This is a genomic window from Hominimerdicola alba (assembly GCF_900112155.1).
In the GTDB taxonomy this organism is placed as follows: Bacteria; Bacillota; Clostridia; order Oscillospirales; family Ruminococcaceae; genus Hominimerdicola; species Hominimerdicola alba_D.
Genome location: NZ_FOKQ01000006.1, coordinates 101,021 through 125,667, shown reverse-complemented (window position 1 = coordinate 125,667; position 24,647 = coordinate 101,021). Strand labels below are relative to the sequence as shown.

General features: G+C 46.8%; 25 protein-coding genes. 7 read left to right on the top strand and 18 right to left on the bottom strand.

Translation table 11 applies throughout. The annotated features are described in order from the left end of the window. Positions 1–10 precede the first annotated feature (10 nt). From ilvB to BM265_RS05240, 16 genes are all read right to left on the bottom strand, one after another. Entirely contained in the window at positions 11–1,648 is a 1,638-nt protein-coding gene (ilvB, locus tag BM265_RS05315) for a biosynthetic-type acetolactate synthase large subunit (protein ID WP_074960524.1), read from the bottom strand. A gap of 360 nt (positions 1,649–2,008) precedes the next feature. Beyond that, the gene (locus BM265_RS05310) at positions 2,009–3,826 is read right to left on the bottom strand and encodes a murein hydrolase activator EnvC family protein (RefSeq protein WP_074960523.1); all 1,818 of its coding nucleotides are present in this window, start codon (positions 3,824–3,826) and stop codon (positions 2,009–2,011) included. 85 nt (positions 3,827–3,911) lie between these two features. Then, on the bottom strand, positions 3,912–5,534 hold the full coding sequence (locus tag BM265_RS05305) for a murein hydrolase activator EnvC family protein (RefSeq protein WP_074960522.1): 1,623 nt from the start codon (positions 5,532–5,534) through the stop codon (positions 3,912–3,914). Between the two features lie 200 nt (positions 5,535–5,734). After that, positions 5,735–6,640, bottom strand: a complete 906-nt coding sequence (gene ftsX / locus BM265_RS05300; protein WP_074960521.1) for a permease-like cell division protein FtsX — start codon at positions 6,638–6,640, stop codon at positions 5,735–5,737. Continuing rightward, positions 6,630–7,319 carry a cell division ATP-binding protein FtsE gene (ftsE, locus tag BM265_RS05295; protein WP_074960520.1) on the bottom strand — a complete coding sequence of 230 codons (690 nt, stop codon included), beginning with the start codon at positions 7,317–7,319 and terminating at the stop codon, positions 6,630–6,632. Before ftsE ends, ftsX begins: the two co-directional genes overlap by 11 nt. A 57-nt stretch (positions 7,320–7,376) precedes the next feature. Further along, on the bottom strand, positions 7,377–8,462 hold the full coding sequence (locus BM265_RS05290) for a PucR family transcriptional regulator (protein WP_024858792.1): 1,086 nt from the start codon (positions 8,460–8,462) through the stop codon (positions 7,377–7,379). A gap of 405 nt (positions 8,463–8,867) precedes the next feature. Continuing rightward, positions 8,868–9,140 carry an HPr family phosphocarrier protein gene (locus tag BM265_RS05285; protein ID WP_013499335.1) on the bottom strand — a complete coding sequence of 91 codons (273 nt, stop codon included), beginning with the start codon at positions 9,138–9,140 and terminating at the stop codon, positions 8,868–8,870. 298 nt (positions 9,141–9,438) lie between these two features. Then, entirely contained in the window at positions 9,439–10,173 is a 735-nt protein-coding gene (trmD, locus tag BM265_RS05280) for a tRNA (guanosine(37)-N1)-methyltransferase TrmD (RefSeq protein WP_074960519.1), read from the bottom strand. Continuing rightward, on the bottom strand, positions 10,170–10,688 hold the full coding sequence (gene rimM, locus BM265_RS05275; RefSeq protein ID WP_043537889.1) for a ribosome maturation factor RimM: 519 nt from the start codon (positions 10,686–10,688) through the stop codon (positions 10,170–10,172). The genes trmD and rimM overlap by 4 nt, the downstream gene beginning before the upstream one ends. Before the next feature lie 75 nt (positions 10,689–10,763). Then, positions 10,764–11,597, bottom strand: a complete 834-nt coding sequence (locus BM265_RS05270; protein WP_081358368.1) for a polysaccharide deacetylase family protein — start codon at positions 11,595–11,597, stop codon at positions 10,764–10,766. 186 nt (positions 11,598–11,783) lie between these two features. Beyond that, a complete protein-coding gene (locus BM265_RS05265; RefSeq protein WP_081358367.1) occupies positions 11,784–12,974 on the bottom strand; it encodes an SGNH/GDSL hydrolase family protein in 1,191 nt (396 codons plus the stop codon). 232 nt (positions 12,975–13,206) lie between these two features. Beyond that, positions 13,207–14,442: a phenylacetate--CoA ligase family protein gene (locus BM265_RS05260; protein ID WP_074835897.1), complete on the bottom strand. Its 1,236-nt coding sequence runs from the start codon at positions 14,440–14,442 to the stop codon at positions 13,207–13,209. 623 nt (positions 14,443–15,065) lie between these two features. Further along, a complete protein-coding gene (locus BM265_RS05255; RefSeq protein WP_207646953.1) occupies positions 15,066–15,824 on the bottom strand; it encodes a leucine-rich repeat domain-containing protein in 759 nt (252 codons plus the stop codon). Between the two features lie 229 nt (positions 15,825–16,053). Beyond that, positions 16,054–17,025, bottom strand: coding sequence for a DNA polymerase III subunit (locus BM265_RS05250; protein WP_074960517.1), 972 nt, complete (start codon positions 17,023–17,025; stop codon positions 16,054–16,056). Between the two features lie 3 nt (positions 17,026–17,028). Continuing rightward, a complete protein-coding gene (locus BM265_RS05245) occupies positions 17,029–17,352 on the bottom strand; it encodes a cyclic-di-AMP receptor (RefSeq protein WP_074835905.1) in 324 nt (107 codons plus the stop codon). 93 nt (positions 17,353–17,445) lie between these two features. Continuing rightward, on the bottom strand, positions 17,446–18,789 hold the full coding sequence (locus BM265_RS05240) for a DegT/DnrJ/EryC1/StrS family aminotransferase (protein ID WP_074960516.1): 1,344 nt from the start codon (positions 18,787–18,789) through the stop codon (positions 17,446–17,448). Between the two features lie 116 nt (positions 18,790–18,905). Between BM265_RS05240 and BM265_RS19980 the strand changes: the two genes are divergently transcribed. Further along, the gene (locus BM265_RS19980) at positions 18,906–19,049 is read left to right on the top strand and encodes a hypothetical protein (RefSeq protein WP_177219544.1); all 144 of its coding nucleotides are present in this window, start codon (positions 18,906–18,908) and stop codon (positions 19,047–19,049) included. Positions 19,050–19,123: 74 nt separating this feature from the next. Here the strand turns inward: BM265_RS19980 and BM265_RS05235 are convergent, their stop codons facing one another. After that, complete coding sequence (locus tag BM265_RS05235; protein WP_074960515.1) at positions 19,124–19,459, bottom strand: RNA polymerase sigma factor; 336 nt, start codon at positions 19,457–19,459, stop codon at positions 19,124–19,126. Between the two features lie 470 nt (positions 19,460–19,929). Between BM265_RS05235 and BM265_RS05230 the strand changes: the two genes are divergently transcribed. The 6 genes from BM265_RS05230 to BM265_RS05205 all read left to right on the top strand — a co-directional run bounded on the left by BM265_RS05230 (position 19,930) and on the right by BM265_RS05205 (position 23,832). Then, positions 19,930–20,151, top strand: a complete 222-nt coding sequence (locus tag BM265_RS05230; protein ID WP_013499345.1) for a DUF896 domain-containing protein — start codon at positions 19,930–19,932, stop codon at positions 20,149–20,151. Position 20,152: 1 nt separating this feature from the next. Further along, positions 20,153–21,139 (top strand): helix-turn-helix transcriptional regulator, encoded by a 987-nt coding sequence (locus BM265_RS05225; RefSeq protein WP_074960514.1) that lies wholly within the window; start codon positions 20,153–20,155, stop codon positions 21,137–21,139. Positions 21,140–21,467: 328 nt separating this feature from the next. After that, positions 21,468–21,887 carry a hypothetical protein gene (locus tag BM265_RS05220; protein WP_074960513.1) on the top strand — a complete coding sequence of 140 codons (420 nt, stop codon included), beginning with the start codon at positions 21,468–21,470 and terminating at the stop codon, positions 21,885–21,887. 15 nt (positions 21,888–21,902) lie between these two features. Continuing rightward, positions 21,903–22,196: a hypothetical protein gene (locus tag BM265_RS05215; protein WP_074960512.1), complete on the top strand. Its 294-nt coding sequence runs from the start codon at positions 21,903–21,905 to the stop codon at positions 22,194–22,196. Positions 22,197–22,199: 3 nt separating this feature from the next. Next, positions 22,200–23,027 (top strand): purine-nucleoside phosphorylase, encoded by an 828-nt coding sequence (locus BM265_RS05210; protein WP_074960511.1) that lies wholly within the window; start codon positions 22,200–22,202, stop codon positions 23,025–23,027. A gap of 241 nt (positions 23,028–23,268) precedes the next feature. Continuing rightward, a complete protein-coding gene (locus BM265_RS05205; RefSeq protein ID WP_074960510.1) occupies positions 23,269–23,832 on the top strand; it encodes a TIGR04002 family protein in 564 nt (187 codons plus the stop codon). A 114-nt stretch (positions 23,833–23,946) separates the two neighbouring features. Here BM265_RS05205 and BM265_RS05200 read toward each other — a convergent pair whose 3' ends face one another. Further along, complete coding sequence (locus BM265_RS05200; protein WP_074960509.1) at positions 23,947–24,576, bottom strand: MBL fold metallo-hydrolase; 630 nt, start codon at positions 24,574–24,576, stop codon at positions 23,947–23,949. Positions 24,577–24,647 lie beyond the last annotated feature (71 nt).

Genomic DNA, 24,647 nt, shown 5'->3' with positions numbered 1-24,647 from the left:
ATCCCACCTCTTAAAGTGTCGGAAAATCCTTGTCAACAACTACCTCGCATACCAACATACCCTTTTCGGTAGCCAGCGTCTCGATAGCCTTGTCCTCTGACTTCTTGTCCGTTACCCTTATAGCAGGTATGCCGTAAGCCGCTGCAAGCTTCACAAAATCGGGTGAGCCATCAAGGAATACAGCCATCTGCCTGTCATTGTAACCCTTTGTCTGAAGCTCTCTTACCATGCCAAGCCTTGTATTCGTGAAGACTACCACCTTGACATCTACGCCGTACTGCACCGCAGTTGCCAGCTCCATCATATTCATCTGGAAGCCGCCGTCGCCGCAGACAGCCACTGTTATACGGCTCTCGTCTGCCATTTTAGCGCCTATGGCACAGGGCAGAGAATATCCCATTGTACCCATGCCACCCGATGTAAGGAAACGTCCGCCCTTTTTGAACTGGTATCTGCTTGTCCATATCTGGTTCTGTCCAACATCAGCACAGATGTTGACATCAGCAGGCATACGCTCCGAAAGTCTCTGTAAGAACTCCTTCGGATTGACTGTACCCTTAACAGGCTTTGCAAACTCCGCAGGTACGCGCTTTCCGTCGATATGCTCCAGCCATTCGGTATGGTCTGCATTTCCCTCGGGGTGCTTTTCCAGATAATCCAGCATCTGCCTGAGAACTGTCTTAGCATCGCCTACCAGCGGGATATCAGCACCGATATTCTTGCCTATCTCAGCAGGGTCGATATCTATGTGAAGTATCTTAGTGTCCTTTTCAAGCTCCAGCGGAGTTTTCACCGCACGGTCGCCAACACGTGCACCCACAAGGAACAGGGTGTCACAGGCATTAACAGCGTAATTCGCCAGCTTTGTGCCGTGAGTACCTATCATTCCCACATACAGGGGATCTTCGTCCGCAAAAACGGATATACCCATCATTGTCGTGATAACAGGTATGTTCAGCTTCTTTGAAACCTCGACCACCTCAGCCTGGGCATTTGAAGCAAACACACCGCCGCCGATGCAGATAAGGGGCTTTTCAGCCGTTCTCAGTGCCTCGGTAACTCTCTTAACCTGCAAAGCGTTGCCCTTGCCTGTGGGCTTGTAGCTGCGTATCTCGCACTTTTTGGGATATTTGAAATCCACCGTCATCTTCTGAACGTCCATAGGCACATCTATCAGCACAGGACCGGGTCTTCCGCTACCCGCGATATAGAAAGCCTCCTTGAACACTCTGCCCACATCATCGGGGTCTTTAAGAAGATAGCTGTGCTTAACGAAGGGTTCAGCCGCGCCTGTCACGTCAGCCTCCTGAAAAACATCGGAGCCTATCTGGTCGGTATTTACCTGGCCTGTTATGCATACTATCGGTATCGAATCAGCATAAGCCGTAGCGATGGCTGTAATCAGGTTCACCGCACCGGGTCCCGAAGTCGCTATACAGACCGCAGGCTTTCCCGATATCCTTGCATAACCGCTGGCAGCATGACCGCCGTTGGCCTCATGCCTTACCAGAACGTGTTTTATATCCTTGTCAGCGTCAAGCAGAGCATCGTAAAACGGGCAGATAGCCGCACCGGGGTAGCCGTAGACGACCTTTATCTCCTCTGCCTTCAAACATTCGACCATAGCCTGACTGACTGTCATTTTCATAAAAGACTACCTCCTTTTTCCGCTGTTTTTCGGGTATTCCCCAAGGCACAGCACATTGTCGGGAAATTAGTCATTCCCTACAATAAAATATTTATATAATTATAACATATTTCCCACGTTTAGTCAACCCACCCCGCCTGCTTCTCACGGACTTTCCAAACGGCTCAAAACCGCCTGAATACGACAAAATGAGCAGGAATATCAACATTCCCGCCCATTAAAAATCTTATCTTGCATATGCAAATATTTCCAAGCCACCGCAAACAGCCATGATACCACAAAAAAGGCGGGAACATCAGAATTCCCGCCTTTAGGTCTTATTACATTTGCCGTCCGTAAAAGACAGCAGCGTTTAGTGGACTAATCGTCGTTAGGGTCAGTCTCTTTTTTGGAGTCCGCTTCATTCTTTGAACTATCATCCTTTTTCGCTTCCTCAGCCTTTGAGTTTTCGTCCTTCTTTTCCTCTTCGGCTTTTGAACTTTCGTCCTTCTTGTCCTTGTTGGTCTCAACAACGGTGATGGTATCCTCGTCCTTATCTACCAGAGGTCTTTTGCCGCTATTGATATCAATGGTCAGATCCACATAATTGATAGGATTCAGCACATAACCCTGATACCTTATCTCCAGATGCAGATGATCGCCTGTGGAATAACCTGTAGTGCCCATCAGTCCGATGAGATCGCCCTGTCTTACCACGTCACCTGGTTCAACAAGCACCTTGGTCAGATGACCGTACAGCGTCAGGAAATCATTTCCGTGATCGATGATGATAAAGTTTCCGTAACCGCCGCCGCAGCCGCAGGATTCATACTTTCCGTAATCGTGAGTGCAGGTGGTGTTTGTCATGATGACTGTACCTGTCTCACAGGCGTGTATCTCATAACCGTGATCACCGTTGATATCGATACCCTTGTGGTAAGTGCCCCAACGTGCGCCCACGCCCGAGTTTATGGTATAGTCCTGAGGAACAGGCCATGCAAAGGTGTAAGTCGGCTCACTCTCGGGTATCTCCTCGCCGTCCTTTACACGCTGTTTGATGCTGTCGTGAAGCTCCTTCAGCCGCTCGTTGGCAAGCTCTTCAGTCGCCGCAACTTCCTCATCGAAAGGCACAGCGCCGATAGTGGGCTTCAGTATCGCACCAAGGCTCTCAGCGGTCTTTATCTTCTCCAGATTGAACTGAGCTTCCTGCTCTTTCAGCTTCTTCTGCTTTTCTCTCAGAAGTTCCTTAGCCTGTGATGATGAATTGTATATCTCATCAAGCTTGGCTTTCTTCGCATCAAAAAGCTCATACTGCTTGTCGAGCTCAGCCTGCTGCTTATCAAGATGAGCCTGCTTTACCTCACAGGTCTCCTGCAAAGCGTAAAGTTCTTCAATTATGCGGTCGTCATGTGCAGCCACGCGCTTGATAAGCTCCATGCGCATGAGAATATCATAGAAGCTGTTTGATTCCAGCAGTACCGTGGTATAAGAATCAGTGCCCGAAAGATACAGAGCCCTCATTCTCATTTTCAGACGTTCCACGCCGTCCTCGATATTGCCGTTTATACGGTCAAGCTCACGCCTGTTGCTGTTGACCTGAAGCTCCAGCACCGACATGGACCTGTTGAGGATATACAGCTCGTTATCCAATTCTTCCGTACGCTTTTTGATGCTCTTGAGCATCTTTTCCTCTTCGCGTATAGCGGTCTCCGCATCAGATATCTCCACTTTAAGTGCCGACTGCTTGCCGATGATATATCTCAGATCTTCAGCGTGTTTTGTAACATCGCTCTTGCCTGTAACAGCCCCGCTGTCAACGGGTGTCTGTGTTGTCGTTGTATCATCGGTCGTCCCCGACTGTCCGTAATCCGTCCATGTCTGGTTGGGGTCGGTCCAGGTCTGATTCGGGTCAGTCCAGCCGTAGTCACCGCTGTAACCATAATCGCCGCTGTAGCTGTAATCATCTCCGCTGTAACCATAATCATCACTGTAACCGTAGTCACCGCTGTAGGTATCGTAGCCATAACCGCCGCTGTAATCATAGCCTGTATATCCGCCGTAGTCGTAGCCGTAATCATAACCGTAGTCATAATCCGCATTGACCTTTTCAGCGTTTATACCACTGCTGACCGCGGTAAACGTTATGCAAACCGCCGCCGACAGCGACAGTATCCTAATAAAGCCCTTACGCCTGCTCATTTTACACTCCTTTTAGGTAAAAAGAAGAAGCTGTAAAGCATCATAGCGGCATATTATCTATGCCGCTTGATACTAACAGAAATTATTATACATAGTTAGAGGGATCCACCTGACCCATATAGCCGCCCATATCTACCTGTACCTCGAAATGGGTGTGAGGACCTGTGGAATGGCCTGTAGAACCGACATAACCCAGCACCTGCTCCTTCTCTACGCGCTGTCCAACTGATACGATGATGTTGTTTGCGTGACCGTAGAGAGTCCACTTGCCGTCGTCATGCTCGATAATGCAGTATCTTCCGTATCCGCCGCCGCATCCGCACGAGTAGTTCTTTGCGTAGTCGTGAGTACAATAGTTCTCAACTCTGATAACGGTACCAGCCTCAGCAGCGCATATCTCTGCATTGTAGATCTGGCTGTCCCATATATCGATACCCTTATGGTTGCCGTAAAGGGAACCGGAGTTACGCCAGCCGAATCCATAGGATATGTTGTAGTGACCTGGTACAGGCCATGTCAGATTAGACTTGGAGTTTGTGTAGCCGTAAGCCGCATTCTTGCCCACCGAGGGTATCGGTGCGGGAGGAACGTACTCACCGCTGTCATCACTGTCGTCGGAACCGCTGTCATTGCTGCCGCTGTCATCTACGTCAACACTCTTGCTTCCGCCATTGTCGGAAGTATCATCGTCGTCATCATCGTCCTGAGCGTTGTTCTTTTCCTGCTCAGCCTTCTTGGCATCTTCCTCACGCTGACGCTTTTCAGCTTCCTCGCGTGCCTTTTCCTCTTCTTCCTTTTTCCTGCGTTCTTCTTCCTGACGAGCCTTCTCCTCGTCAGCCTTTTTCTTTTCTTCAGCCTTGATCGCCTGACGCTCCTTATAGAGGTCATTAAGATCCTTCTCGAACTGCTCTCTCTCCTGCTCGATTATAGCGAGATTGTTCTCATAGATCTCCTTATTCTCGGTCATATCATCGATAGCGAGCTGGCTCTCAGCTACAAGCTGTGCAAGCTTATCTCTCTGCTTTTCATTAGCTTCCTTCTGTGTTTCAAGATCAGCCTGCTTAACTTCCAGTTCAGTCTTCTGCGCATTGAGTTCAGCCTCTTCTGCTTCGTACTGATCCTTCAGTTCGATAAGATCATCTATCATATTATCATCATGCTCAGCAACTCTCTTGACCAGCTCCATCTTCATGAGCATATCATAAAAGTCCGAAGCACCGATGATGATATCCGAATATGTATTATTGCCCGCAACGTACATAGCCTTGAGCCTTACCTTGAAATCGCCCACGCCCTGTACTATCTGCTCGTGCTTTTCAGCTACCTGAACTTCCTTCTCTGCAATGGATGCTTCCAGCTCAGATATCTCGTCCTGTGTAGCTGATATAGACTCATTCAGTGCGAATATTGTCTTCTGAACTGTAGCTATCTGTTCCTCGATAGCTTCCTTGTTTTCCTTCTCTGCAGAAATATCGTCCTTAGTATCGGCAATCTTCTTGTCGAGTTCTTCCTGCTTAGCTATAAGTTCATCGATATTCTTCTTCTTAGCAGCGATGTCCTTGTAATTATCCTGGAGCTCCGCACTACTTAAAGCATGACCGCGGTTAGCGTTGATCATGCCGCTGCCGGCGCCTGAAAAAGCCGAGGCGCAGATCATAACGGCTGCAGTACAAGCCGCTGCTTTCTTAAAGCCTGTCAGTTTGCTCATTTTGAATTCCTCCGTGGGTACTGCGGCTCTTTTTCTCTTTTTATACCGCAGAATTTTTACACAAAACGTCGATTTTTTTGCTTCCTCAGTGATCTGCAAAAACAGACACTAAAGAAAAAGGCAGAAAACGATCGACCCCGTCCCCTGCCTGATCTGTCAATTCGATAAGCGATATATCTCCCTTATAACGCTTAGCATTATTACACCTTGAGGTGCTTGCCGGTACTGATAGAAGTACCTACCGCGCCGATAACAGCGCCTGCTGCAAGATAAGAAATACTTACGGGGAACAGCAGCTCCTTGAAAGAGTAGAGCTTCTTCATACCCATGATGACCCATATTACCGAATCATCACTGAAGATGTTGTAAACACCCTCATAGGCAAATTTTGTCATCAGCAGCGCACCGATAGCCGCAACCAGACCAACTATCATGCCCTCCACAAAGAAAGGTATCCTTATGAAAGCATTGGTTGCGCCGACGTACTTCATTATATTTATCTCCTTGCGTCTTGCAAAAACGCTTGCTCTGGTGGTGTTGGAGATAATTACCAGACTTACAACGACAAGTGCCGACACAACAGCCACAGCTATTATCGAGAATATTCTTCTGATGCTGATAAGCACATCTGCAAAAGATGTAGGAGACTGTGTAGACTCAACAAAGTCAAGTGTTTCTATCTGAGCGGTAGTATCGCTCATTATCTCAATATCCTTGACAGTCAGTCTGTAAGTGTCGGGCAGAGGGTTTTCGTCAGCATACTTGAAGAATGCGCGTTCTTCCTCTGTCATACTGTCCAGCATACCCTCCCAGGCTTCTTCCTTGGTGTACAGCGATATGGTGTGTACATTAGGTATAGCCTTGAGGTGCTTTTCCAGTTCCTTTTCGTTTTCCTTGGTAGCATTGTCGCTTATAACGACAACTACCTCACTCTTGTCTTCGATACCGCTGATTATCCTGGTCAGATTTATCGCGGTAAGACTCGCCAGACCTACCATAAGCAGGCTGACAAGCAGTATACAGAACGAAGCGAAAGTCATCATTCTGTTTTTCCATATACCTGTAACGCCCTGATGGACAAGGTAACGAAGGCTGCTAGCTTTCATTCTGCACACCTCCTACTACCTCATCGAAATCAACGTTGCCCTTGTTGATGTTGATGATACGTCCGCCGAAATAACGCACCAGATCATGCTCGTGGGTTACCATCAGTATGGTAGTGCCGCACTCATTGATGCTCTTCAGCAGCTCGACTATCTCGTAAGAAAGCGCAGGGTCGATGTTACCCGTAGGCTCGTCCGCGATTATCAGCTGCGGATCGTTGACAAGTGCTCTTGCCAGCGCCACACGCTGCTGCTCACCGCCCGAAAGCTCGGTAGGATAACACTTAGCCTTGTCCGAAAGTCCTACAAGGCTTATTACATAAGGTACTCTGCTCCTGATATACTTAGCGGGAGCATCTATAACACGCAGCACGAATGCCACGTTCTCATATACCGTCATAGTGGGTATAAGTCTGAAATCCTGGAACACAACGCCGATAGTTCTTCTCAGCGCAGGGACTTTTCCTCTTCTGAGTTTTTTCAGATTGAAGCCGTTTACCAGAACAGTTCCGCTGGTCGCATCTATTTCTTTTAGTACCAGCTTGATAAGGGTGGATTTACCCGCACCCGAGGGTCCGACCACGAAAGCGAAATCGCCGTCGTTGATCTTGAGATTGATCTTGTTTAACGCATCGACACCACTGGAATTATAGGTGACCGACACATCCTGAAACTCTACCAAAATTTTACACCGCCTTAAAGTTTACGGACATAACTGCCCGTACCCACAGGCTTTTCCTTAGAATTTGACGGGGTTGGCGGAGAGATACTTCTTCACCATAAGTGCGATCTTGAAAATGATCGCGTGGTCAAACTCTCTCAGGTCGAGCCCGGTGAGCTTTTTGATCTTTTCAAGTCTGTACACGAGAGTATTTCTGTGTACGAACAGTTTTCTCGAAGTCTCGGACACGTTCAGGTTGTTCTCAAAGAACTTCTGTATAGTGAACAGTGTCTCGTGATCGAGAGAATCTATCGAGCCCTTCTTGAATACTTCCTTCAGGAAAGTCTCGCACAGGGTAGTAGGCAGATGATAGATCAGCCTAGCGATACCCAGATCATCGTAGGAAACGATATTCTTATCAGTGTCGAATACCTTGCCGACTTCAAGAGATACCTGAGCTTCCTTGAAAGAACGCGCAAGATCCCTGACGCCCTCGATAACGGTACCGATGCCGACATTGACTCTTGTATAGAATTCGCTTGAAAGAGTATCCGAGATACTTCTTGCCAGCTTCTCCAGATCCTTTGTCTCAACACCTGCAGCGACTTCCTTTACCAGAACGATATCGCTCTCAGTGATATTGAAGACAAAATCCTTGTTCTTGTCGGGGAACAGGTTCTGGATAACATCGTATGCAGATACATCGTTGGAAGAAACGATCCTGATCAGCAGAACGACTCTCGAGATATCAGAACTGAAGTGCAGCTCTCTCGCCTTGACATGAACATCACCGGGCAGAACATTATCCAGTACAACGTTCTTGATGAAGTTGTTTCTGTCGTACTTCTCGTCATAATACTGCTTGATGCTGGACAGAGTGATAGCCAGTATGCTTGCATACTTTGCAGCCACTTCGTCAGTGCCTTCAACGAATACAGCATAATCGGGCTTCATGTGAGCGCCGAAAGGCTTGTAGGTGTAGCCGTCACGCACAAAGATATCATGGGAGTCTCCCAGATCGAGCGAAACGAACTCATTAGTTGTACCTACCTGTGCCAGTTCCGAGCAGGCGATTATGGTCGCAGTCTCGTCAATTACACCGATAACGCAGTCGATGGTGTCTCGCATCTGATGAACAACGCTTTGAAATAATCTGTTTGACATAATTTGATCCCCTCTACTTGCAAATTTTATTGTCGTGTTTCGTTTTGCCTTTTTCAGGCAGAACATTCGCTTACAATAATTATAACAAAAAAATTAGGATTTTGCAAGTCTTTTATAGTAAAAAGCGTAGATTTCTCAAAAAAACTTTTCACTTTGACCGAAATCACCCATTCGAGCTTTCGATATGTTACAAATTGTAACATATTTTTCTCCCGAATGTGTGAATATATTGTAAAATCGAAAGTTCCGTTGTATATTTTCAACAAATTCAGCCAATGAATTTCTACATTAGCGAAACTATTTTGTAATCATTGAACATTTTGTTGACAAACGTCAAAAGAGTCCTTATTTTACAAAAAAACAGACTGCCGTTCGGACAGTCTGTCAATTTTATTCAGATCGAAATTATCTTGCTTCCTCAGCGAAGCCGCTGTCAACCAGATCAACCAGACCCTTTACAGCTTCTTCCTCGTCAGCGCCGTCAGCGATGATCTTGATAGTAGTACCGCCAACGATACCAAGTGAAAGAATACCCAGCAGGCTCTTAGCGTTTACTCTTCTGTCCTCTTTCTCTATCCAGATGGACGACTTGAACTCGTTAGCCTTCTGAATGAAGAATGTAGCAGGACGAGCGTGCAGACCTACCTGATTCTGAACAACAACAGTATTCTGTAACATGATGCGATCTCTCCAATCCCTATTAGTTAATAAAACATTTTCACAGTCCCTATTATGAGTCGTGGGAGTTTTTTCCCCCTGTTCATGTAATATATTATACCCGACAACGCCCCTTTAGTCAACGCAAATTTTGAACAAACCACCGTCGCGGGCGTTATTTTCGTGAGTTTCAACCATAAAAGGTTAACAATTGTCAATATACATAGTTAGAATTGCACAATAAGTCAACATATTTTGTATCATTCTGTCCAAAGCTTTTTAACATCTTTATCAGTTATGCCCAATACATCTGCCATGTTTATTTGTCAAAATCGACGACTTTGTGTATTATTGCCAAATCCTCAGCGGAAAGTTCAAGCTTTTCCAAAAGCTCGGGACGCTTCTTTGCAGTAGTGATAAGAGCTTGTTCATGCCGCCATTTTTTGATGTTTGCGTGGTGTCCCGAAAGGAGTATCTCAGGCACTCTCATATCGTGCCATACCTCGGGTCTTGTGTACTGCGGATACTCCAATAGACCATTATAATGGCTCTCATCCTCGTAGCAATCGGGCTGAGAAAGAGTGCCGTCCAGCATACGCACCACAGCATCGACCAGCACCAGCGCAGGAAGCTCGCCGCCTGTAAGCACATAATCCCCGATGGATATCTCCTCATCAACCAGCGTTTCGATGATACGTTCGTCAACACCCTCGTAATGTCCGCAGAGTATAAATATATTATCCATAGCAGCCAGCTCTCTGCATCTCTGCTGAGTAAGGGTTTTGCCCTGAGGCGACATATATATCACATGAGGCTTCTCACGCCCCTCTGTCACGGCTTCATAGCAGTTGAATATTGGGTCGCACTGCATCAGCATACCCTTCTGCTCACTGTAGGGCGTATCATCGACTCTCCTGTGCTTATCCTTAGTATATGCACGTATGTCGTGACACTTCACAGTGAATATATCCTTTGCTCTCGCCCTGCCCACAATGCTCTGTGAAAGATAATTCTCCAGCATTTCGGGAAAAAGCGTGGCGATATCTATATTCATCTTATTTCCTCCGCATCGTCAAAAAGTCCCTCCAGCGGAGTTATCTTCATAACGCCGCCCTCAACGTCCGTTTCAGCGATAACTGAGGGTATGGCAGGAATGTAGTACATCTTACCGCTCTCGCTTTTAATATGGTATACATCGTTGGCACCTGTCTCGCTGACTTCCGTAAGCACACCGTATTCCCTGCCGCTGTTCAGGTCGATAACTTTCAGACCTATCAAGTCCTGCACGAAATAAGTATCCTCACCCAGCTCAACATCTTCCCTGTCAAGATAAAGCACGCGGTTGCGTATCTTCTGGGCTTCTTCCACAGAATCCACGCCCTTTATCTTCATAACAACTATATTCTTCTGAACTCTCGCACGCTCAACTTCAACGGGAGTACCGCTCTTGTAATACAGCGTATCGAACTCGCAGAGAAAATCGGGGGTATCGCACCAGGGCTGTACCTTGACCTCGCCTTTCAGTCCGAAGACTGATACTATCTTTCCCGCTTCAAGCAGTTTGTTCATAATGTCACTTCCTTATTAGATGTATATCTGTTCTTTTATTTCTGATATATGAGGCTGTTCGCTTTCAGTATCAGCTCAGTACGCCGTATCCTGTTCCGCTCTCGAATACAGTATACCGTCTTCCTGCGGCTCTACGCCCTTGGCATGGAAAAGTTCCGAGACCGTAACAAGCTCATATCCCTGAGCCTGCAATTCGGGCACGATGGTCTTCAAAGCTTCTGCTGTGCGGGTGTTTCTGCCGCCGTCATGCAGAAGTATTATCGCGCCGTCTTCAGCCTGTGCCAGCACGCTTTCAGCTATCTTTTCAGCCGATACGCTCTTGTCCCAGTCATTACAGCCCAGCCCGTTGATGAAGGGCTTGTCTATCGTTTCATACATGATATCGTTCACAGCAATGTACGGCGGACGGAAGAATCTCGGCACAGTGCCTGTCAGTTCGGATATCTTTTCATCGGTATAATCCATCTCCGCCTTTATCTCCTCGGCGGACATCTTGTTCATATAGGAATGTGTACGCGAATGGCTGTTTATCTCAAAACCAAGCTCCGCTTCCCTTTTGACAGTATCAACGGTGCTGTCGTTTATATTGTCGCCTATCAGGAAAAAGCTCGCCTTAGCGCCGTTTTCCTCAAAAATATCAAGTATCATGTTGGTAGATACACTATCGGGACCATCGTCAAAAGTCAGTGCAATGACCTTGCCATACTCCTCGGGTGCTTTAAAACTCGTCACTTTTGGGGTCACTTCCGTTTCCGCAGGCGCTGTATCCTGCTGTACCTTACTTTCAGTGAGTTCACTGCTCTCCTTTTCGGGAGCGCCGCTTTCATTTTTCGCCGAAGCCGCACAAGCCGTCAGCGACATCGCGGCTACTGTCATCATCAGCATTGCCGCCGTTCTCAAAATACCCATAATATCCTCCTTTTACCCTGAATGCACGTCATCAGCATTCAACATTTATTGCTTTTCCGACACCTTCTTCTTATCATAAGCTACCCAAACCGACACTGCGATGATAACCACAATGCACGGATAATAAATGTAAACATTTCCGCCCTTCGCCGTCTGCGAAAAGGTATTTATCAGCGAGCGGTCATCTTACCAGCCCATTACGCTCTTTATCTCAGCAGTAAGCGCATCTGCCGCCTTGGTATGGGTGGTCTCGGTGGGGTGGTAATCCGCCGCAAGTCCGTCCTCGGGCTTCTGGGGTTCAAGGTGGAATGCGGAGATATTAGTATCCCCTGTTTCAGCGCTGTAATCAGCAACTGCCTGTTCAACACAGGGATAGAGCGCATCGCCCATTATGCCCAGCACACAGAGTATCCTTGAATCGGGATTGTTTTTGCGGACGGTCTTCAGGAACTCAACATAGCCTGCAACATAAGCTGCACGCTTTTCTTCATCGGTCTTGCAGTAGCTTTCATCGTTGGTACCGAGATTTATCACCACAAGTTCGGGCTGATAGCGTCCGAAATCCCAGTCAACGCACTGCGCTTCAACATTGTTAAAACCGCCGTAGGAGAATGCCTGCTTTTCATAATAAAGAGGTATCTGCTGTTCGGGGTGCTGTTTGCCGTCACCCGACCAGCCCGAGATTATGCCCCAGCCGCTGATGGAGAACATACTGTAATCCGCACCCAGAGCCTGTGCAGTTTTATAGGCATATGCCTTGGTGACGTCCTCGGTGGATGTTGCAAAGGTATGTGTCGGTTCTTCGTCATCAACGCCGTAGCCGCAGGTTATGGAATCGCCTATGAATTCTATCTTATGCGGCTTGGCTTCAGTAGGCTTGATGGATGCGCCATCCTCAAGATTTATGGGCAGTATACCAAAGCAGGACATGGCAGTTTCGGAAAGCTTGATTATCTGCACCGTCTTTGTGACCTCGGTATCGCCCTGTATGGGAGAATACTTTTTGATGTTGTCATTGAGCATATCATCCACAACACGCTCGCCGTCCACATATATCGCCAGCCTTGAATAATGCTCTCTGGGACCTGTGGAAGTCACCTTATCGCTCTCGATCAGGATATCGAGATTCTTGCCTGTAAATTCAAATTCAACACCCGAACCGCTGAGTGCGCACCAAAGGGTGCCCTCATCGTTGAGATAAGTTCTGCCTATGAGCTTTGCGTTTTCTTCCGTGAGCCTTGTACCCTTCATACCCTTTTCCTCCGTTACCTGACTGCTTGATGAGCTGTCTTTTTCTGAGCTGTTATCCTTGCCGCAGCCTGATGCAAAAATGCTGAGCACCAGTGCGCAGAGCAGCATAAACTTTTTCTTTGTCATAAAATACTCCTGTCATTTACCCTTAACGAGCGCCCTTTCATCGCGGCGCTTGGTTTATTATAGCATGATTCTGCTATTATTTCAAGTGGTCAGGGGTACACACGAAGAATTTTACGGTGATTTAATATTTTTGCATAAAACTCGTCAATTCGTATAAAAAGGTAAAATACGACCCATGAAAAGACCCGACAGCATTTGAACGTCGGGTCATAAAATGTTTAATATAATGATATCAGTCAAATCTTTCGTCGATAACACGAGCGGTCTTCTTCATGCTTCTGGGAAGAACGCCTATCTCGACTACCTTTACTATGGGTGTGAAGCCTATCTTGCTCTTTACGCGCTCAGCTATGTGCTTTGCAAGCTCGGCAAAATCAACGCTTCCGTTAGTTTCAACATAGATACGCATGGTATCCTTGCCATCAAGATGGGAGATACGAATCTGGTACTCGCTGGATATCTCATCGAATTCCGCAAGCACTTCCTCTATCTGGCTGGGGAACACGTTAACGCCCTTGATCTTCATCATATCATCTGTTCTGCCCCTGATGGTATCTATGCGGGGATATTTTCTTCCGCAGGGACACTCGCCCGGAATGATACGGGAGAGGTCATGGGTTCTGTAACGGATAAGGGGTGCGCCCTCTTTAACAAGAGTAGTGATGACGATCTCGCCCCACTCGCCGTCGGGAACATTCTCGCCTGTCTTGGGGTCGATTATTTCGAGATAGAGATAGTCGTCCCAGATGTGCATACCTGTGTTGTGTTCGCAGTTTATGCCGATGCCGGGGCCGTATATCTCGGTAAGACCGTAGATATCATAAAGCTCGATGCCCAGTTCGTTTGAGATGCGCTCACGCATCTTATCCGACCATCTTTCGGAGCCGATAACGCCCTTTTTAAGATGTATCTTATCCTTGATTCCGCGCTTCTGTATCTCTTCTGCAAGAAGAAGTGCATAGGAAGAAGTGGAGCAGAGGACGGTTGTTTCAAGTGCCTGCATCATTTCAAGCTGTTTCTCAGTATTGCCGGGACCCATAGGAACTGCCATTGCGCCCAGCTTTTCACAGCCGTTCTGGAAACCGATACCTGCTGTCCACAGACCGTAGCCGGGAGTTATCTGGATCCTGTCCTTATTGGTGATGCCTGCCACCTCATAGCAACGCTTGAACATTTCGCCCCAGTCGTCAACGTCCTTGGCGGTATAGGGGATAATTACGGGAGTACCTGTTGTTCCCGATGAGGAATGTATACGAACTATCTCCTCCTCGGGAGCAGTCATAAGTCCCAGAGGGTAAGCGTCACGAAGATCTTTCTTTTCGGAGAAAGGGAGCTTTGCGAATTCTTCGGGAGTGTGTACTTCGGTTATGCCTGCTTCTTCCAGCTTTTTGCCGTAGAAGCTGTTTGATGCTATCAGCGCACGTATACGGTCATTGACCTGTGCCAGCTGAGTTTCTGTTATCTGCATTTGTTTTTCCTCCTTATGGAAGTATTTTCAACTTTATAATTATAGCACATATCACCAAAAAAGTAAAGATGCAGAGAGGATTTTTTTATTACAATATGTCCGATTAATATTCAGTTTTCAAGCTGCCGAGTCCGTACAGTATAACACGCCGTCCTTTGTACCGTAGTTACAGCGGTCGGCTGCCTGCCATCGTGCGCACGGACTTTTTATGTAAACGCTCATTCACAGCACGCTCTGTGCAGCAAACAGACTGGATCTTCTTTCTTACCATCAGCGTAAAATGCTGAAAAGTTGTACGTTTTTGTACAACTCTTGCAGAAATATGTCCGTGTTAAATTTAAAATCATTTGTTTGCACATAGGGTGGGGTGTTAGTTTGGGGAGTTTGACGGTTTTATGTGAGGACTGCGGTGGACGTTTCGCCCCTGACGGGTCGAGCCATCGGATAACAGCGACTGCGTCGGTTTGGATAAAGATAAAGGGTAAAAACCGACGATAAACTCATTTATTATCGCAGGATCAATTTCATCGGTGTATTCTCCTTTTATGATATATGAACCAAAAAGAGCCTTCGGAAAGGCTCTAAAAAAGTTTAGTCTGATATCAGAAAAATTATCAAAAATACTAAGCGCTGTCTTTGACTTTTATTCTTATACCTGATTCAGCTATTTTGTTTTTTACATTTTCACTGATATTGCAGTCGATAAAGGTCATTTCTTTCAGATTTGAAGGAAGTGATGAAATATCTATTTTATCACCTATTGTAAAACTATAAGCAGAAAATTCTTCCAATGACTCTAATTCATCGAAATAATTTTCAGGAAGTTCCGGCTTATCATCACCGCAATTAGGGAAAAAACTGTTACTGTATATTATCAGTTTTTGCACCGAGGACAGGTGGGTTGTGATTTTGAGATCTTCATCATTATATACTGCACATTCCAACACTTTAAGTTTCGACATCTCAGCTATTGGAGAAAGGTCAAAGTCAGGAAAATATGCTTCAAGATACAACTCTTCTAAATTGTCCATTTTAGTAAGTGGATACAGATCATATAATTTTTCATCAGTGCCATAAATCTGTATTCTTTTTATTTTATTGCATTTGCTGATATCCCTGATATTATCATCAGTAATGTGACACGAATAGAACGAAAGGGATTCTAACTCTGGCATTTTGTCCGATATATCCTCTGTACAAATTTCGGTAAAGTCGCAGTCAAAAATCACCAATTCTTTCAGTGATCTGACTTCAGGAAATTTTGAAATATCAATGGTATGATCTTCGTTTATATTTACATTTAACACTTCAAGATTCTTGAGTTTCTCAAGAAAATCATATTTATCCTGTGATTCTACCTCAAGCCTCGTAAGTTTTTTCATTCTGCCTAAACCAAACGAGGAATATATCCTAGTATCAAGTTCGCCGTTATCATCCAGCAATTCTCTACAGTCAGTAGAATAAAGTTTCCAGCCCGATAAAGTGCGTAACAGCGTTTTATCTTTGAAAAACCATACACCTGTACACGAAATAACAGCTATAATACAGATTAGAATTATTTTTTTCATACATATAAGCCCCATAAATAATCATTAGGATAGAATAGGCAGTTCAAAACAACTCCGCGCACAAACTATTGCATACCAATGACAAACTGCAATTCGCATCTATCCTGCGTACTGCGGCTGTCAGGATATCGTATAGTTCAGCACCTGCGGATAGAGTAAGCTTTCGGGAGAGCGCTTCGGCGGCGCGGGTGTCACAGCCTATTACCTCGCCATCTGTCAACAGTGCGCAGGAATCGCGGACTATCTCGGAGAAGAGATACACACCCTCACGCAGCAGGGCTTTTTTGCCGTCTGCGGCGGCAAGGGCTTTCAGCACACCGTACTCGCTGCCCTCGGAGTAGGCGGCGGCTAGGTTTTTCGCCAGAGCCACGGAATTATAATACTGCTCCTTTTCCATATAAGCGCGGCATCTTCCGATATTGCCTTTGCCCGCTTCAAGGGCTTCGCGTATCTCGGTGATATCGCGGTCGGGGTAATTCGCCTGCAAATACTCGCCGCTTTCCTGCATCGTCACAGGGGCGGCTGCAAGGCTTACGCATCGGGAGATTATCGTTGAAAGAAAAGTCTCCCTGCTGCGGGCTGTGAGTATCAGCGCGGTATGGTCGGGTGGCTCTTCTATCAGTTTCAGCAGGATATTCTGCACCTGCACAGTGGTCTGCAACGATAGGTCAAGGTCGGGTATGACGTAGACCTTTATCTCACCCTCATTGGGGGCAACAGGGGCATCTGCCACGATGGTATCACGGATATCCTCAACATAATAGTTGCCCTTATCGTTGGGCTGTGCAAAGATAAGGTCGGGGTGGACACCTTTTTCGATAAGCCGACAGCTTCGGCAGGTGCCGCAGGGCTCGCCTGTATGGGCTTCGCACATCAGCTGTGCCGCGATATACTTAGCTATCTCCTTTTTGCCAAGCCCTTTTTCGCCGTGAATTATCATGGAATGTGGTTCACGCCCTGCGCTGACCATGCGTGCGGTCTGTTTCAGCAGGGTCTGATTGCCGTATATCTTCATCTGTTATACCTGTTCAAAACGCTCGATATCGGTAACGAAGATAGTCGCGCCGCCGATGGCAACTTCAACAGGCACGGATTTTTCGTTGATAGGTTCGGTAACAACAGACGAGGGCACGAACTGCTTACGCTTGCGGGAATGTTCTTTAAGAACTTCGATCACCATATCCACCTGTGCATCTTCACAGCATATCATGAAAGTGGTATTTCCCGCCATGAGAAATCCGCCTGTGGAAGACAGCTTTGTGGCGCGTATGCCTGCCTTTTGCAGACCTTTATTTACAGCGTAGGTGTCATCATTATTAACTATCGCATATACAAGTTTCATCGGAGTACCTCCTGAATTTTCCGCCTAAAGATAGGGCGGATATTATACTATTATATTATTATATCATTTTAAACCCGAAAAGTAAAGAGCGTTTTACCTTAAAACGCTTATATCGGATATGCCGTATCTTTTGAGGATGGAGATTATCTCGGGGGTTATCTCCTCGCCGCTGACGGCTATGGGCACCGAGGGCTGACAGCTTGTGACCGTCATGCCGCATATCCTTCCTGCGGCTTCATCTGCGGGAATTTCCTGCTGGAGTGCAAATGCGGCTTGGCGTATAGGCAGACGAACCACCGCTTCGGGTATGCCGTCAAATTCCAGGTCATTGCCTTGTGAAACAGGTATCTCCGACATGGCAGATTCAAGGCGGATGAAGTCTTCTTCGGTGTTGAAAGGTGAAGTCATCAGCACCACAAGGTCGGGGTCGGTGTACTCGGGCTCTATTTTATTTCGGCGCAGGATATCTCCCAGAAAATCGCCGCTTATGCCGCCTTCAGCCGAAGCTATGGTTATCTTGCATTTTTCGTCCCCGATGGTGCGCCAGCCCATATCATTAAGACGGCGCTTGCAGAGTTCGGTGCGCTGTGCTGTTTCAGCGAGGGCGGCGGGATAATCTCCTGCAAGATATTCTGAGCAAAGATCAAGGCTTTGCATGATGAGGTAAGATGGGCTGGTTGATGCAAAAAGCGACATCATCAGCTTGGAACACTCCACAAATCCTGCGGGGGCAGACTTGGAAATATGCAGCATTGCACCGCCTGTGTAGCATGGCAAAGTCTTGTGGGCGGAATCACAGCACATATCAGCACCGAGGGTGATGGGGTGGGTGTCAGTATCGAGAAATTTAAGGTAAGCGCCGTGGGCGTTATCAACTATCAAAGGCAAACCGTGATTTCGGCAAAGGGCGGATATGGCGGGGATATCAGCGATAAAGCCCAAGTAGTCAGGTGAGGTTATATAGACCGCATCGGGGGTGCGCGGACATGAATCTATAGCGGCTGAGATATCATCGGCGGTTACAGCCGAAGAGCAGAGAGAACGGCTCTTGACAGCGGGATAGACCCATTTTACATCGATATCCAGCAGTATGCAGGCATTGATGAAAGCCTTGTGGACGTTGCGGGGGGCTATCACCAGCATACGGTGCTGTCTGTCGGTGCGGCAATGGTCGGCGATGGCGAGCATGGTCTTTATGCAAAGGCTTGAACCCTCGGTGGAATAGAGGGTCTTCGCCGTGCCGTAGAGGTCAGCGGTGCGGGCTTCGCTTGCGGCGATTATGCCCTCGGCACCGAAGAGATAATCGGCGCCGTGTATCTCGGTGAGGTCGAGGGGTTCAAGCCCGTGGAGCGGCTTGCCCTTATGACCCGGCATATGAAAGCGTGAAACGCAGCTTTCAGCGTAGTTTTTGGCAAATTCGTATATGGGTGCAGACATGGCTTTGTCCTTTCATAAAAAAGTGTGATTTTCGGTTTTGGCGGAACGGTCGGAAAACGTCAATAGTAAGATTGGAAGATTATTTCTGAAACACAGATATCCCATGATGTAAATAAATGGATATCACTGTAAAACTGCTTGTCAGCGGCAACACGCGGACGGGCATACCTTATATAAAAGGAACGCCGTTCAAAAAAGCGTACAGCCTGCCCGACCAAAAAACAGTACCGCCAAACAAGGCTGACCGCAAATTCGGATAGGCTGAAAAGGCGGATGGGTCAAAAAACGGATAGTCCGACAGGGGTGCCCCAACGGGGGTATTTTTACAGACACCTCAGTTTTTTGAAAAAAGTCTGCTCATGGCAGCGCGCCCCGCGTTGCCGACTATTCTTTTTCTGCCGCGGTTTATCGTCCGCGATACGGTAGACTTGTCAACCCCGAATTTTTCGGCTATTTCATTGACGGTCAGCTTATCTTTATAGTATAATATTATATAACATTTTTGCTTTTTCGTCAAATTGTTTTCAAGCATTTTATAGAGTGCTTTTGTATACTCGCTGCGGGCTTCATCATCATCTTTTTTCTCTTTTTTGAACATTTCGTCCTCAAAGCCGTCACCCGTTGGCAGGTACTCTGCACCGATATCATATGAGAGTCTTTTTTTGGTCAAGATAGCTGAAACCTCCTGTATTTCCTTTGAAATCAATTTGTAACCAAATTGTAAATTTTCAAACTCGAATGTTTGTTCCTATTTTTAGTATACCATATATTGTGGTCGAAGTCAATAGTGAACGCAATTTTAAAAAAATTTAGTCAAATTGAGTGAAAAATATCGGACTGTTTGTGCAAATTGTGCTTGATTTTTGTTGAAAGGTGTGCTATAATAGGTCTTGCAATAACGGTTCGGGGAATTTTATCGGACATATAAGATATATAAAATTCACAACAAATGTCTGAACAAATATCGTGGACTGTGAAAACTTCGTGAGGGTGTTGTGTAAGCCCATGCGGAGATCGGGTATTGTGTAAGCCCGAATGCACCTATCATTATGGGTCGTTTATGCTCTGTTTGGTTACAAATAGATTACAAAAGTTACAATTCAAACAAAGTATAGCGGCAAAGGAGCAGTGTAAAGATTTATGGAGAAAAAAAAGCTTGACAGAATATCTGAGCTGACAGCCATTTCCAGACAGAGGGAGCTGACCGATGAGGAGAAATCCGAACGCGAGGCACTTAGGATGGAATACAGGCGCAGTGTAACAGCGAATTTCACTGATACGCTGGAGCATACTGTGATAAAGGAGCCCGACGGTTCCATGGTCAAGGTAAAGGATATGAAGCGTAGCGGGGAGGATAAATAAAGTGGCAGTACAGTCAAGACAGAAGCAGAAGCTTCTTACGATGAAAAAGCTGTTCGAGGCTAAGACAGACGAGAATCATTCATTTACGGGCGCCAAGCTCATCGAGATACTCGGTGAGATCGGCATCAAGGCAGAGCGCAAGACCATCTATGATGATATAAAAACGCTCTGTGACAGCGGAATGGACATCGTGACCGTCAAGGACGGACATTCCAATGCTTACTACCTGGGCGAAAGAACCTTCCAGCAGGAAGAGCTTTTCGTGCTGGCTGACGCGATCGCTTCCAGCAGATTTCTTACCAAAAAGAAGTCGCAGGAGCTTATCAAGAAGCTGCAGTCCCTTACCAGCGAATACAAAGGCAAGCAGCTGCGCAGACAGATACACGTTGATAACCGCGCTAAAAACTTCAACGAGCAGATCTACTACTCCGTAAACAAGATACAGGAGGGTATTTTCGAGGAGAAGGAAATACGTTTCAGGTACACCGAATTCAACCCCGACAAAAAGCAGATACTCAAGCACGGCGGTGATTTCTACAATGTATCACCCTATTCCCTGGTATGGGAGAACGAGAATTACTACCTCGTTTGCTGGTGCAACAAGCACGAGAAGATCTGCCGCTACAGGGTTGACAGAATGATAAACGTCGATGTGACCGAAGAAAACGCCAGAAAACTCACAGATGATGAGAGAGCTGAAGTAAGCAATATGCAGTCGCTTTACGGTATGTTCGGCGGTAAGCTGGAAAGCGTTACTATGCAGTTCGATAATTCACTGGCTAATGTCGTTATCGACAAATTCGGCATGAACTGTCACCCCCACAGAAATTCCGACACCACTTTCTGCCTTACAGCAGATGTTCAGATCGCGCCAACTTTCTGGGGCTGGTTCTTCCAGTTCGGCAAGAAGGCTAAGATCCTTGCGCCCGATAACGTTATCGAGCAGGCTAAGGAATATCTGGAGGAGATATCCGAAAGCTACAAGTAAGCTTTCATGGCGCAGTACACTCTGTGCCTGATGAAAATTGGAGAGAGCGGGGCAACACCCGCAATTGCGAGAAAGAGATCATATGATAAGCAAATGAGCCTCCCGTCGTAAGGTCAAGCCTTGCGGGAGGCTCAGCTGTTATACCCCGGCTCCTGCCTAAAGCGATATTCTATCATACAAAATGCAGGCGCTGCCGGGAAAACCTTTCTGAAGAAAGGTTATTCCCAAGCATCACGAAGTCATGCGGGAACCCATTCCAAAGACTTTCATTTCTTTTTGGCAGGGGTGGGATAAAACAGATTCAGGTTTGCTTGAAAGGAGAACATTTATGTTATTTGCGCTCATTTGTATAGTTGCGATATTTGGAGCCGGAATACTGCTGTTTTCGACGGTGGGTCTTGCAATAGCGCTGATAGGCGCTCTGTTTATGGGTATCAGTGTGACGGTCATCAAGCTTTTCATTCTGCCCAGGTTTGAGGCGAGAGACAGGCTTCGTCTAGCTAATGACAATATACGCATAACTCCGGAGCGGCTGGAAGTTCGTTATGACGGTTACAAGAAAGGGTATGTTATCGACTGCTTTTACACTTCACCCGAAACAGGGAGAAAATTCGTGTTCAGCACACCGCCCTTTGCCGCTGACCCTACACCTTATCTGTTTGATGCAAAGATCTTGGTGATAGCTAACCGTGTGGACTATTCAAACTATTATATAGATATGAATGGTCTGGAAAATATTGTTAAGTAATGCGAGGACAATAAGATGAAAGGATTCAAACAGCTCAGCCTGATGCTGGTGGTACTGCTTATTTTCACGCTGGTGATGACAGTTATCGCAGTGCTTGCTAAAGGTGTAAACGAAGGCAGAATAGACGGACACGTTTTAGCGAAAGCTATAATACTGATAGTTATCGCGGTCTTGGGCGGACTGATACTGGCGTTTGTCAGTGCCTGCAGAAAGCACAAAGCCCACATGAAGCAGGCTAGTTCAGCGGATATACTTGCCGAGATAATGGCTATGAAAGACGATAACAAAAATAATAGCAAGGAGGACTGACTTATGTGTGATATCTCTGAAAGACTGGAAAAGGCTAGAGAATACGTCTGCGGACGTGCGGGCATAGTACCCGAAGTCGGCATCGTTCTCGGTTCGGGGCTTGGAGATTTTGCGGAAAGAGCGGAGATAGTTTCGGAGATACCCTATGAGGATATCCCTGGTTTTCCACGTTCCACCGTTGAGGGGCACAAAGGTCGCTTCGTTTTCGGAAAGATCGGTAATACCCCTGGGGTGATAATGCAGGGTCGTGTGCATTACTACGAAGGTTATCCAATGGAAGACGTCATCATGCCCGCCAGGATAATGGGGCTTATGGGGATAAAGACTCTTCTGCTGACAAATGCGGCAGGGGGCGTGAACAAAGACTTCAAGGCAGGTGACCTTATGCTTATAAGAGATCACATATCCTGCTTTGTGCCCAATCCGCTGATCGGTAAAAATCTTTCCGAGCTTGGAACGAGATTCCCCGATATGAGCGAGGTATATGACCGTGAACTCAGCAGCAATATCAAATCTTGCGCCGCAAACCTTGGTACAGAGCTGAAAGAGGGAGTTTACTGTCAGCTGACAGGACCCTCATACGAAACTCCTGCGGAGATAAAAATGCTCTCGGTACTGGGTGCTGATGCTGTGGGAATGTCAACAGCGGTGGAAGCTATCGCGGCGCGGCACATGGGCGTGCGTGTATGCGGCATATCGCTGATAACCAACATGGCGGCGGGCATTTCGGAAGTACCCCTTTCTCACGAGGAAGTCAAGGAAGCCGCTGACAAGGCGGCTGAAAAATTCGGGGCGCTGGTGGAGAATTTTGTTGCAGGGCTCTCGGAATGATTCTACCTAATGCACATCTGAGACGGCTGTACTGAACAGTTTTGCTGTGCAGTTTGTCAGTGAGGTTTTTTCAACCTGAAATCTTCGCGCAAAAGCTTTGTGCATCAACAACTTAACATAAAAAATATCCGTGCTCCTTTAGTGCATTATGCAACAAAGAGGTGCGGATTTTTCTGATTTTTCGAAATTTGCATTTATCCCATCGATATGGTATGATATCTTCAGCAAAGGAGTGATGAATATGACAGCAACAAATGCTGCACAAAGCAAAAGAACAGACAAGGAGAAAGTGTTATATCTGACGCTTGCGGGTGTCTTCGCTGCGATGATATATCTGCTGACTGCCTTTGTAAAAGTCCCTACAGGGGCTGGATATACTCACGCAGGTGACAGCGCGGTTTTTCTGGCGGCTTGTCTTCTTCCTGCGCCTTACGCTGCTGCGGCGGCGGCAATAGGTGCGGGTCTGGCTGACGGTCTCAGCGGATTCGTAGTATGGCTGCCTGCTACACTGGTGATAAAGGCACTGGCAGCGCTGTGCTTTACTTCTAAAAAGGAAACTATCATCAACAAGAGAAATCTTCTGGCACTGCTGCCCGCACTTGTTCTCTGCGCTGTGGGTTACAGCCTGTATCAGGCGATTTTCATGTTGGGCGGAGTATCCAAGACCGCTTTCGCGACTGCATTCGCACAGGTGCCTGCATACTGCGTGCAGACAGCCATCGGCGCGGCTATTTACATATTAGTCGGCACTGCGCTTGACAAAATGAAGTTCAAACAGCATCTCTCACACAAAACAGCACGCTGACGGCAAAGCCAAGAAATGCAGATATAACTAAGAATAACAAAATGCGGGGGATAGCAGTACTTTGATAGTACGGCTGTCCCCCGCATCTATTTCTGTTATCCTATGGCTGTGCCGTCAGATTTTTTTGATGACTTGTATTGGCGGATTTACGCAAGCTGCAAAGTTATCAGCTTCGGATGGTTTGCCTACTATGCTGCCGTAGTGTATCGGAACAGCAATTTCAGGCTTTATCTGGTTTACAAGTTCCGCAGCCTGTTTTGCGCCGATGGTAAATGTTCCTCCGATGGGAACACAGATGATATCACAGGTGACATCTTTAGCCTCGAGGGTAGCATCAGTATCGCCGCAGACGTAGATGCGCTTGCCCTCTAAGGTGACCACATAACCCAGCCAGCCGCTTTTCTTCGGGTGGAATGGTTTTATCATATTATATGCCGCGATTGCATCGACAGGGACACCCAGTACTTCGGCACTGTAGCCTGCGTGCATGAAAGTTACGCTTTCCTCGTTTATCCTGGCTTTCGAGAATGCCTTTGCCATGGTATAGGGTGCAACGAAGCGCGTATCGCTGTTGGCGCACTTTTCGATATCCTCGGGTGAAAAGTGGTCATAGTGATCGTGGGTGATAAAAATGATATCCGCATCGTGATCTGCCTTGTTAAGGTGAAAGGGATCGAAATATATCACTTTATCAGCGCCGATACGTATACTGCTGTGTTCGTTGACGGTCAGCTTATCTATCATCATTAACTCTCCTTTCGTTACAAAAGGACCTCTTCCGCTTATGCGAAAGAGGTCCTTAAACTCAACATTAT